The sequence below is a fragment of the Legionella gratiana genome, assembly GCF_001467695.1.
GTDB classification, from domain to species: domain Bacteria; phylum Pseudomonadota; class Gammaproteobacteria; order Legionellales; family Legionellaceae; genus Legionella; species Legionella gratiana.
Window position 1 is genome coordinate 196,788 of the sequence record NZ_LNYE01000003.1, and the last position, 11,523, is coordinate 208,310.

Consider the following 11,523-nt stretch of genomic DNA (forward strand, 5'->3'; position numbering starts at 1 on the left):
TTAAATCGCTTGTTTATTCATGCAGGTTATTAAATTAATGTAACATGTATCCGGTATAGGACTTTTTTGTTTGCAATAAGCTTTAGCAGCTAAAGCAGCATCTTCACGATGTGGATAACGGTTGCTTGTCCATGCAAATGCAGCTCTGTCGAATGCCGTACATTCCCACATCGGCATTATATTAACCCCTGCAACGAATTTTTCGCAGTTAGCTTTACTTGTTCGGCATGTAGCAGGTAATCGGCTATTTCTCTTGCACTGAGCATAAGAAAAGTTCAGCGCAATTTTTTGATAAATATTTTTTGCGCTCCAAAAGGTATTTGTCTCGTCGTGAGTTTTACATAGCCAATAATCACCATTAGGATCTACTGGCGCTGCAATGCTCGAAAAAGATACGCTCAAAAGAATCATAAAACAGTAAATTATATACCGAATCATTTCATTTCTCCTTTTAATAAGTTAGTTAATTGGTCAATAGAAAGTGCTTTTGAAAAATACCATCCTTGTAGAAAATGCACTTCATTTTCCAATAAGTAATTAACTTGCTCCTGAGTTTCTACACCTTCTGCAATAATAGTTAAATTTATTTTTTTTGCTAAATGAATAATGGCATCATTTAAAGTTTCTGTAATCGCTTTTGAACCTATAGCTTGAATAAATATTTTATCAATTTTTAGATAATTGAAAGGATAATATTGTAAATAGCTAATACTTGAATGTCCTGTCCCATAATCATCTATAGCCAAAGAATATCCTAAATCTCGAAGTTCTAACATTCTTTTGATAAACGATTTATTAGTGACGTCAAGTAAATAACGCTCTGTTATTTCTAATAATATTTGCTTTGGTGAAATAGAATATTGTTCTACTAACTTATAGAATTGGTCAAAAAAAGAATCATTGGTAAAATGAAAAGCACATACATTAAATGCTAAATGAAATGAAGGGCGGCTATGGAGAAGCTCTTTAGTTTCTTTAAATGCGATTTCAACGATTTGTAATGTTATAGGAACAATTAAGCCTGTATCTTCGGCCTCTTCGATAAAGAGATCAGGCATTATGATTGTATCTTGATAATATTGCCATCTTAAAAGAACCTCTGCTCCAGAATAAATATTTTCTTTTGTATCAAATACGGGTTGATAAACAGGATAAAATTGTTCTTTTTTAAGGGCCTTCCTGATGGCACTGTGTAATGAATGATATCTGCTAATAATTTTTTTGATCACAAAATATAACAAAATAGAAAGCCATAGAATATCAAAGATAAGTAAGATTTCACTGTACCAAAAATTACGGATTGTATTTTGTCTATTTTCAACAACAGTGAGCGAAATATTATCAATACTATCTAATTGTGTTGAGGCAACTACTTGTGGAAATAAAAGGGATCTAATTTCAAGAATCTTATTATTGAACCAATTGAGTTTTTCTGTTTGCTTCGTTTTGACAATGACTTTTTTCTGATTCTCATCATGTAATGCAATTGAATAGTTATTTTCAAGAGAGTTAAATATATTTTCAAGTATGGGCGCCATAATAATTATTTCAGCATGGTAATTATCAATTTTTCTTTGCACTACATAAATTGGATGGACAAACCACGAGGAAGTTAATGGTCCTATAAAGGCTCGTGTTGGATTAACAGTTAATAGATAACTTTTATTATGAGGCAATGTGGAATAGATAATTTGATGAGTTGGATCCCAAAAGGCTATGCCAGAAATTCGTGGATGATTTATATCGATATGCTGTAATGAAGAAATAATACTGTCTTTGTTTATTCTATTTTGCTTGTGATCTAAAAGTAACTTATTTATATCCTTAAATATGTTATTGATAAATTTATCAATTTCATTCGTTAATCGATTAGCGACTTTTGAAGCTGAAATCGATGATTGAATGGCATTATTATACAAATTAATATAAGAAAAAATAAAAAAAGATAAAATAGTGAACAATATCCAGAGAAATTTAAATCGCCTATAGATAAAAAATAACAAATTTTTGAGTAATTCTCGCATGTTTAAGGTATCGCATATGCTCCCTTTATAGATTTTAGTGTTATTTCAGCTAATTTCCCAACTATTTCGTGACTTGTATTTAATGGAGGTAACCAATAAAGTGTATTTCCTATGGGTCTTATCAATGCACCATAATTTAATGCATGCTGATAAATTTTATTCCCAACTCGATGATCTAATGAATCTTCAAGCTCTGCAGCGACAACAGCTCCTATGCCACGAATATTTTTTAATTTACCAGAAAGCTGGGCGACTTCAGTTAAGGTAGTCAGCATATACTCACCTAGATTTCGAACATGAGTAATTATTTTTTCTTCGTGCATCGCTTTAATCGTTGCTAAGGCTGCACTCACTGCGAGTGGATTGCCACTGTATGTATGAGAATGTAAAAATGATTTACCGCTTGCATAATCTGCATAAAAAAGTTCAAAAATAGAGTGGTCGATCATAACGCAACTTAGAGGAATGGATCCTGAAGTTAATCCTTTAGATAGACAAATAATATCTGCTCCAATTCCAGCATGATTGGCAGCAAGCCATTCACCAGTACGACCTATTCCAGTCATTATTTCGTCAGTAATGAGATAAATACCTCTACTTTTAGCCCATAAAGCTATTTTTTTTAGGAAATCTTGACTATAAGATAACATTCCACCGGCGCCTTGAATTATTGGTTCAACAATAAGCGCACAGACATTATCATCCATTGTTTCTAATTGTTTTTCTATAGAAGACCAATGCGTCTCGCAATTAGTCCATAAAGGATCGGCTTTACCTGAAACATAGGGAATATTATCAATAAAATGGCACTTCAGATTGAATGATGTATAAGGTGCTTTGTAGAGTCCTAAGTCACTAATGCTCATAGTACCTAGTGTTTCTCCATGATATCCATTTTTTAATGCAATAAATTGATTTTTATTGGCAAAGCCTTTGATTAGATTGGCATGAATGGCTAATTTCATGGCTATCTCAACAGCACTTGCTCCATCACTTGCAAAAAACACATGTTGTTTTTGAGTAATATTGGCTAATTCTTCTGCTAATTCAACCAATAAAGGATGAGTGGTATTTGCCGCAATAACATGTTCAAACCGATTAAGTTGATCGGTTATTGCGGTCATTACTTTTGGATGAGCATGCCCTAAAGATTTACACCACCAACTTGAAATAGCGTCGATTAATGGTCCTTTATTAGTATATAGATAACTGCCTTTGGCTTTTTCAATAACTATAGGAGGACAAATCTCAAAGTCTTTCATTTGGGCGCAAGGATGCCAAACATGCTTTAAATCTCGAGTAATTAATTGTTGAGTGTTGACCATTTAAAAAATTTTGGTTGACAAGCTTGGTGCGAACTTTATCATGTCCACTGCATAAATAAAAACTGTTCGATATAAAAAATAAAGTACCTTTTTATATCGAACTGACGTTAAAAATAAGAATGTCAGGGGATTATCATTGTGACTCAACCAAAAAAGCACTGGTCCATTGCTGAAATTACAGCAATTTATGAGCAACCATTTAATGATTTATTGCATCATGCTCATACATTGCACAGAGAGCATCATCAACCCAACTCATTAGAATTTGCTACTTTATTAAGTATTAAAACGGGTGCTTGTCCTGAGGATTGTGGCTATTGTTCACAAAGTGGACATCATAAAACCCATGTTGAAAAAGAAAAATTAATGTCAGTTGCCGATGTATTAAAACGTGCGCAAGAGGCTAAAGAGGGTGGCGCGAAACGTTTTTGTATGGGGGCCGCTTGGCGTTGCCCACCTGATAAGGCGATGAATGATTTGCAAGAGATGATTAAAGGTGTAAAAAGCTTAGGATTAGAGACCTGTATGACTTTAGGCATGTTAACGCCAGAACAAGCATCAAGCTTAAAGGAAGCAGGTTTAGATTTTTATAATCACAATATTGATACCTCACCTTCCTATTATGAAAAAGTAGTGACTACACGTAAGTTTAGCGATCGATTAGAAACCTTAAATCATGTTCGTGCAGCAGGAATTAGTGTTTGCTGTGGTGGTATTTTAGGTTTAGGCGAAACACGAGAAGACCGTATTGAATTTTTATTAACTCTGGCAAATATGGAAGCACCACCAGAAAGTGTACCGATTAATCGCCTGATTCCAGTAGAAGGAACACCACTTGCTCAATCAAAGCAGGTTGAAGGAGTTGAATTAGTTCGCACTATTGCTACGGCTCGAATTTTAATGCCAAAAAGTATGATTCGATTGACTGCAGGAAGAACTGAAATGAATGATGAGCTGCAAGCACTGTGTTATTTTGCGGGCGCAAATTCAGTATTTATTGGTGATAAATTATTAACAGAAGAGAATCCCCAGAGAGCTAAAGATAAAATTCTTTTTAATAAACTGGGTCTTACTGAGATGGTATAAATGTTGTTAAGTAATAAAATTAGAGACTATACCAATCAGTTAGCTGCTCAAGGTTTATTAAGAACTCGAGTGCTATTAGAAAATTCGTCATTAATACATTTTGACAGCAATGATTATTTATCATTAACCCTGGACAAACGAATTTCTGAAGCATACCAATGTGGATATAGCTTATATCCAAGTGGTAGTGGTGCATCTATGTTACTTAGTGGCTATCATACGACTCACCGGGCGGTTGAAGAAGCATTTGCTAATCTTTTAGCAGTGGATGATTGCCTTTTATTTTCTTCAGGATACGCAGCAAATCTTGCTGTTACAGCCTTATTGGGTCAGTTAAAAGTACCTTGTTTCATTGATAAAGAAATTCATGCTTCCATTTATGATGGATTAACTTTGTCCCAAGTAAACTATGTGCGTTATTTTCATAATGATTTAGAAGATTTAAGAGGTAAATTAACGAGAAATTTTACTGGAAGCGCTTTAATTACTGAAGGAATTTTTAGCATGAGCGGTCAGCTAGCTCCTTTGGCCGCTCTTTCTTCTCTTTGTAGTGAGAGTAAAAGTGTGCTCTTAGTCGATGAGGCACATTCTTTTGGTATTTTAGGGGAGCAGGGCAAAGGGGCTGTTGTTGCTCATGGATTAACTCAAAAAGAAGTTCCATTGAGAATTATTCCATTAGGGAAAGCCTTCGCTGCACAAGGAGCTATCGTTGCTGGAAAAGCCGATTGGATCTATGCTTTATTACAAGCAGGGCGTTCCATTATTTATTCAACTGCTGTGAGTCCGGCTTTAAGTTATGGCTTACTAAAGACTTTAGAATTTATTGTTCTTGCTGAAGAAAGAAGAGTAAAATTAATGCAACTAATTGCTTTATTTAGAGAGCTTATTAAAAAATCACCTCTAAAATGGGTCGACTCATCAAGTCCAATTCAGAGGTTGCGCTTAGGATGTCCACATTTAGCACTATATTATGCGAATGAGCTTAAAAAGCAGGGTATTAGTTGTTGCGCGATAAGGAAACCAACAGTTAGTACCAAAGAATCAGGATTACGAGTTATTTTGAATTATAACCACACTTCAGAACAGATTTATGGGCTTTTTGATAAGCTAAGTAGAATTTATGAATATAAACATCCATAAATATGGCGATGGATTTCCTCTTGTTTTTTTTCATGGATGGGGATTTGATAGTCAGGTTTGGTTGGCGTTAGTGCCAAAACTCAAGACCCATTATCAACTAATACTCGTCGATTTACCCGGATTTGGACATAGCTCAATCATGGATTGGCAGTTATTTAAAACAGTTTTACTGAGTCAATTACCAGCGAAATTTGCTTTAGTAGGTTGGTCTATGGGAGGGTTATATGCCATGCATTTGGCGTTAGAGGAGTCTGAACGAGTTGATTTTTTTATCAGTGTTGCTTCCTCACCACGATTTTTGCTTGATGAATCATGGCCGGGTATTTCTAAAGAGGTTTTTGAAGGGTTTTATGAAAAAATATCTGATGATCCCTACAGGACATTAAGCGAGTTTCTCGAGCTTCATGGTGCAGCAATCAATGATCGGTTACGCTATTTACCAGACAGATTGCCTTCTTCACAAGGGTTGAAATTTGGTCTTAATATTTTGGAAACCTGGGATTTTCGCAAGAAATTAAAACAGTTTACTAAACCTTCATATTTTATGTTTGGTCGACTTGATCCTATTGTTCCTGTTAAAACTATGCGATTTATGCAAACAGAGTATCCAAAATTTAACTACATACTTTTTAACCGCGCAGCGCACATGCCTTTTTTATCTCATATGGATTTATTCATAAACGAAATTAGAGAGTTTATTAAATGAGACGGTATTTTATTACTGGTACTGATACTGATTGCGGTAAAACATATGTTACTACACGTTTAGTTGATTATTTTTTAAATGCCGCCGCAATCAAACCCATAGCAAGCGGATGTGCAGAAATTGAAAATCAATTAATTAGCAGTGATGCGCAATTATTACAAAAAAATGACAAGTTTCATTTAGACCTTATTAATCCTTGGCGATTTAAATTACCGGTATCACCTCATATTGCAGCTGAAAATGAAGGCGTGCGTTTATCAATAACCGAAATAGCTGATTATTGTCTTAATATACACTTAGAGGGGATAGATCAATTATTTATCGAAGGAGCAGGGGGATTAATGGTTCCTTTGAATAACACAGAAACGTGGATTGATTGGTTAAAAATAACCCGAATTCCTGTGGTTTTTGTTGTGGGAATGAAATTAGGCTGTATTAATCACGCTTTACTTACAGAAGCTGCTTTAAATGCTCATCAAATTGAATGCATCGGCTGGATTGCTAATTGTATCGATCCCAACATGCAAGCGTTATCAGAAAATATCAATACTCTAATTCATAAACTATCTTCTCCTCTATTAGCTACAGTCCCTTTTGGAAGTGATATTCTTAATATTCATTTTTGGCCTGAATTCGATAAATAATAAAACTATTAGGCCGTTCTATGTGAAATAAGTTTCATTAATTCAGTAAGTTATGCGATATTTTTATTGAGTTTATAAAAAATAATAACAATATGGTGAAATATATGTTACATATATAGAGGATTACTTCTGTATATTGAGAATGTAATTTATTTTTGAGTTAACATAGAACATAAGGAATTGGAAATGGTTGTTTATAATAGTGATATAGAAAAGCGTTTAAAAAATTGTGACAAGAAGTTACGTACCTTATTTCAGGATTATATGCAGACTCATAAATTGATGTCCCAAACAATCCAAGCGATAGAACAGTATTATAATTTATCTTATCGAAAAGCAACTCGCACAAAAACTATAGAACAAATCACATCTAGTTATGAATTATTGGTTGATAATCTAACCCAAATTAAAAATGGAAAACTCAGTTCTGATATGGCGTTAAATCAAATTAGTCGTGATATAAATTCACGAAAAAGAAATGTTATTTTTCATGATATTGCTAAAGCAGCAGAATCTCTATTCTGGGCAGCTACAGCAACTTCGTTATATGCCGCTGTTTTTGGTATTGCCCTGCCCGTACTTATTGTTCAACCTCTTTTAGGTGTTGCAGTAGGAATTACCATTGTAGGAGCAATGCTTACAGCAGCATACAAATCTTTCGCATGTTTGGCTGAATTTAAATCTTATAGCCGCCATAGCCTTGAATATGAACATGAAACAAGTCTCGTTTCATTTTTCAAATCATCTAAACGATCACACTGTGTGGAATCTGATGAATCTTCACTAAGTCAGGATGAGGAAATTAAAGAAGACTCTCGCTGTTTCATCTTTTAATGTCTCCTTGTTGCAATTAAACACAATTGATCAGCAAATTAAATAAAAGGGAACTTTTATCTGTTAATTGCAACAATTATAACTTCATTTCAAATCTAATTGTATCTAGCTTCTTTAGGAGGTTGAAAAATGAATTTAATCAACAAAGTAATTGTTGTCACTGCATCATTTTTTATTTCTGTATCAGCTCAAGCAAAAGGTGCCACAAGGTTAAACATAGAATTTACTCCCTTAACACCAACAAATATTTCGATTGCACCTACTGAAACAAAAAAAATTGAGTACATGGTAAAAAATAAAGCACAAAAAGACCCTCAGTATATGGTTATGAAAGAAATACCAGGTATTGATCAAGTTCATTATGAAAAGGATGATTGTGAATCCCCCATTTTTTTATTACCGGGACATTCATGTAAGTTGGTTTTAGAGGCAAAAGGAGCTGAACTTAAAGGAGATATTTTTGGAGGACCCGAGTTATGTTTTCGATTATTTCCACTTATTTGCAGCCAACCTCCCACCAATATTCAACTGGCAGTTCAATTAATTAATCAACCAGTTCCATCTCCAGAATACAGCATAACGCCTATTACCGAAGAACATGGATCGATTAATCCAAACAGTGTACAACAGGTCAAAAAGGGGAGTACCGTCACATTTACTGCAACGCCTGATGTTGGTTATGGCGTGAATGATTGGTTTGTTGATGAGAAGCGTGTGCAAAAAGGAGGAAACACCTACCAGCTTAGTAATATTACAACACATCACACAATTAAAGTAAGTTTTGGTAAAGCGACACTGACACCCAATGTATCTCAGTTATCTCTTTCAGTCGCTTGCACTACTCCTAACTCTTCCTGCACTCAGGTAAATGCCGCTTTATCGGGAGCATCACGGCAATTTATTATAACTAACCTAGGATCCATAGATGCGACTAATGTTTCAGTAGATTCATCTGATTTACCCAAAGGAACAAGAGTTTCAACAACTTGTTCGAGCGCGCTTCAACCCAATGAAACTTGTACAGTGACGATTTTCCCAGGCCCTGTTGCAAGTAATAGCTTAGAGGGTATTCCTTGTACTTCTGGAGCACAACCTATACCTGGAAAAATAAACCTAACATCTGATAATGGTTTTTCAACACAATTGAGTGTTTTTGTATTAGGGTATGGTTGTATCTATCAAGGGGGTTATATTTATTCAATTGATGATACATCAGTAAATGGAAGTATAGGGGGTAAAGTAGTAAATACCTCAGAGCACGAGGGCATCATTTGGAGTTCTAATGGATCCGGAGGAGCCAGCTGTGATGTGCATTATACTATCCATGGAATCAATGAAAAATCTTCAACACCTTGTAAAGCAGGAACTAATGGAAAATGTAATAGTAAAAACATCTTAAATTATTACAGCCCAGTTTCTTCCTATCCTTTAACATATTATGCTGCGGGACTTTGCAACATGGATATTGAAGGATATTCAGACTGGTATTTACCTGCTGTTTGTGAGCTAGGATATGAAAAACATCCTAGCAGTTGTAGAAGCGGGTGTGTCTCAACCCAACAAAACATCCAATCAAATTTAGTTGAAAAGAGCATCGGCAATTTTTCAGGTTACTACTGGAGTTCTACAGAATACTCTAATTTACCTCTCTTTTATGCTTGGTTTCAAAACTTCTCTTCTAGTGGAGATAATTTCCAGTTTTATGACTTTAAATTAAATCAATTTAAAGTTCGTTGTTCTCGTGATTTAACAACCTAATCAGCATCAATTCGATAGAAAGGGTATGAGATATCTTTTCTATCGCTAAACGAACGATCCCGTTCTAAATAAAAGCAGTTCTACATAAAAAAAATCATTTTACTTTTTTATGTAGAACAGAGGTTAAAATAATGCTCAACCTACTTGTTGATTTAATTTCTCTATTGTATGTTAAGAGAAATTTAAACTGCTAAGGATAAATAATGAGAACAAAAGAAAAAATCATTCAATCAGTAATAACTGCTTTTTTTATTCTTACTGCAGCTGGAAGTGCAGCTGCTGACAATAATGATGCTGCTGCAACTGAGAAGTGCTATGGAATTTCTAAAAAGGGCATGAATGATTGTGCTACGGCAACTGCTTCATGTGCGTCTTCAGCTACTAAAGATAATCAAAAGGATGCATTTATTTTATTACCCAAAGGACTTTGTGATCGTATAGTGGGTGGTAGTCTCACAGCAGAAAAATAGAGTTATAAGGTGAGTTTGATATGCCAAACGAACATTGATTATCATCAAAAATGGAGTTTTAGTATGAAACAACTAGCAAAGTACTTCTCATTATTTATCTTACTTATTATTTATTCTTTTCAAGTGAATGCAGCACCAGAAACATTTATTTTAGATAATAAGCATACTTATGTATTATGGAGCATTGAGCATCTTGGTTTTTCAACTCAATACGGTAAGTGGTATGCAAGCGGTAAACTCATTCTTGATCAAGATAACCCAAGTCAAAGTAAAGTTGATGTAACAATTAATGTAGCAGATATGGTAACAGGTGTACCTGAACTTGATGAACATTTAAAAAGTAAATTGTTTTTCGATACAAAACAGTTTCCTACAGCAACTTTTGTAAGCAATAAAGTAACTCCAACAGGCAAAGACACTGCAACAGTAGACGGTACATTAACTTTACGTGGAGTGAGTAGGCCTGTTGTACTACAAGTAACTTTAAATAAGCAGGGAATGAATCCAATTAATAATAAAATGTCTGCTGGATTTACAGCAACTACGGCGATAAAACGCTCCGATTTTGGTATCAATGCTTTCTTGCCTGCTTTAAGTGATACAGTCAATATTAAAATCGGTGCAGAAGCATATCTTGATAAAAAAGCAGGGTAATGTTCATGCAAATAAAAAACAGTACAACGCAATTTGGAATGGTTGCTATATTGCTTCACTGGATTATTGCGTTACTCATCATTGGATTATTGGCAATGGGTTTGTACATGGTACCATTGCCATGGAGTCCTGAAAAATTGAAACTTTATGGTTGGCATAAGGAATATGGTTTTTTAGTACTTTTCTTAGCAATTTTTAGAATTGTTTGGCGCGTGAGTAATGAAATGCCAGAGCTTGCTCTACCATGGCTTGAAAAACTTGCTGCACGTAGTATGCATTGGGCCTTTTATGGATTCATGTTTGCTATGCCTATTACTGGGTGGTTAATTACTTCTGCAGCCGGACTACCTGCATCATTTTTTGGGCTATTTACCTTACCCAATCTTGTGGCTCCAGATGAAAATAAAAGAATATTATTTGAATGGATGCATCAATGGTTGGGGTATGGACTGATTGCCGCTATATGCTTGCACACAGCCGCAGCTTTAAAGCACCATTTTATTAATAAGGATGATATATTACGCAGAATGTTCCCGTGAAATAGCAGTATTTTATTTTGCAATGGTGTCATTTATGGTCACATCTAATGAATCGGGTGTGACCTCCGATTGATGTACTATCCCCTTATAAATTTAGCCGATTTCTGCTAATCCAACAAATTAATGTGATAAACCTCTCGCTCAAGCCTCTCTAAAAAGGAGGCTTTATCATACTCGGGTGCAGCACCCAAATAAATCGTATGCAATCGTTCCAGTCATAGCTTCTCGCCATCCTTCTTGACACATAAATACACAAGTTCCATCAAGGCTCACAGATACCGTCGTTACTACATCATCGAGTTTGGGTGTATCATACATCCAGTCTTCTTCAGTAGTCGTTTGA

Annotated in this window: 12 protein-coding genes and 1 pseudogene; 9 read left to right on the forward strand and 4 right to left on the reverse strand. The window is 34.9% G+C overall.

The features are described 5' to 3' along the window. The 3 genes from Lgra_RS01730 to bioA all read right to left on the reverse strand — a co-directional run bounded on the left by Lgra_RS01730 (position 1) and on the right by bioA (position 3,349). Positions 1-438 (reverse strand): hypothetical protein, encoded by a 438-nt coding sequence (locus Lgra_RS01730; RefSeq protein ID WP_058497560.1) that lies wholly within the window; start codon positions 436-438, stop codon positions 1-3. Next, positions 435-1,961: an EAL domain-containing protein gene (locus Lgra_RS01735; protein WP_238584325.1), complete on the reverse strand. Its 1,527-nt coding sequence runs from the start codon at positions 1,959-1,961 to the stop codon at positions 435-437. The genes Lgra_RS01730 and Lgra_RS01735 overlap by 4 nt, the downstream gene beginning before the upstream one ends. A gap of 65 nt (positions 1,962-2,026) precedes the next feature. Then, the gene (gene bioA / locus Lgra_RS01740; RefSeq protein ID WP_058497562.1) at positions 2,027-3,349 is read right to left on the reverse strand and encodes an adenosylmethionine--8-amino-7-oxononanoate transaminase; all 1,323 of its coding nucleotides are present in this window, start codon (positions 3,347-3,349) and stop codon (positions 2,027-2,029) included. A 138-nt stretch (positions 3,350-3,487) separates the two neighbouring features. Between bioA and bioB the strand changes: the two genes are divergently transcribed. From bioB to Lgra_RS01785, 9 genes are all read left to right on the forward strand, one after another. Next, on the forward strand, positions 3,488-4,435 hold the full coding sequence (bioB, locus tag Lgra_RS01745; RefSeq protein ID WP_058497563.1) for a biotin synthase BioB: 948 nt from the start codon (positions 3,488-3,490) through the stop codon (positions 4,433-4,435). Continuing rightward, positions 4,436-5,575, forward strand: coding sequence for an aminotransferase class I/II-fold pyridoxal phosphate-dependent enzyme (locus Lgra_RS01750; protein ID WP_058497564.1), 1,140 nt, complete (start codon positions 4,436-4,438; stop codon positions 5,573-5,575). After that, positions 5,556-6,281 (forward strand): alpha/beta fold hydrolase, encoded by a 726-nt coding sequence (locus tag Lgra_RS01755; RefSeq protein WP_058497565.1) that lies wholly within the window; start codon positions 5,556-5,558, stop codon positions 6,279-6,281. The genes Lgra_RS01750 and Lgra_RS01755 overlap by 20 nt, the downstream gene beginning before the upstream one ends. Continuing rightward, complete coding sequence (gene bioD / locus Lgra_RS01760; protein WP_058497566.1) at positions 6,278-6,925, forward strand: dethiobiotin synthase; 648 nt, start codon at positions 6,278-6,280, stop codon at positions 6,923-6,925. The genes Lgra_RS01755 and bioD overlap by 4 nt, the downstream gene beginning before the upstream one ends. A 186-nt stretch (positions 6,926-7,111) precedes the next feature. Then, positions 7,112-7,759 (forward strand): DUF5638 domain-containing protein, encoded by a 648-nt coding sequence (locus Lgra_RS01765; protein WP_058497567.1) that lies wholly within the window; start codon positions 7,112-7,114, stop codon positions 7,757-7,759. 129 nt (positions 7,760-7,888) lie between these two features. Next, positions 7,889-9,517, forward strand: coding sequence for an InlB B-repeat-containing protein (locus Lgra_RS01770; RefSeq protein WP_058497568.1), 1,629 nt, complete (start codon positions 7,889-7,891; stop codon positions 9,515-9,517). Between the two features lie 203 nt (positions 9,518-9,720). Beyond that, complete coding sequence (locus Lgra_RS01775) at positions 9,721-9,987, forward strand: BufA1 family periplasmic bufferin-type metallophore (protein ID WP_058497569.1); 267 nt, start codon at positions 9,721-9,723, stop codon at positions 9,985-9,987. A 63-nt stretch (positions 9,988-10,050) separates the two neighbouring features. Beyond that, a complete protein-coding gene (locus tag Lgra_RS01780; RefSeq protein ID WP_058497570.1) occupies positions 10,051-10,641 on the forward strand; it encodes a YceI family protein in 591 nt (196 codons plus the stop codon). A gap of 5 nt (positions 10,642-10,646) precedes the next feature. Continuing rightward, a complete protein-coding gene (locus Lgra_RS01785; RefSeq protein WP_058497580.1) occupies positions 10,647-11,180 on the forward strand; it encodes a cytochrome b in 534 nt (177 codons plus the stop codon). A 116-nt stretch (positions 11,181-11,296) separates the two neighbouring features. Here Lgra_RS01785 and Lgra_RS17355 read toward each other — a convergent pair. Then, positions 11,297-11,523 (reverse strand): annotated as a pseudogene (locus Lgra_RS17355) (ISKra4 family transposase); the annotation flags it as partial.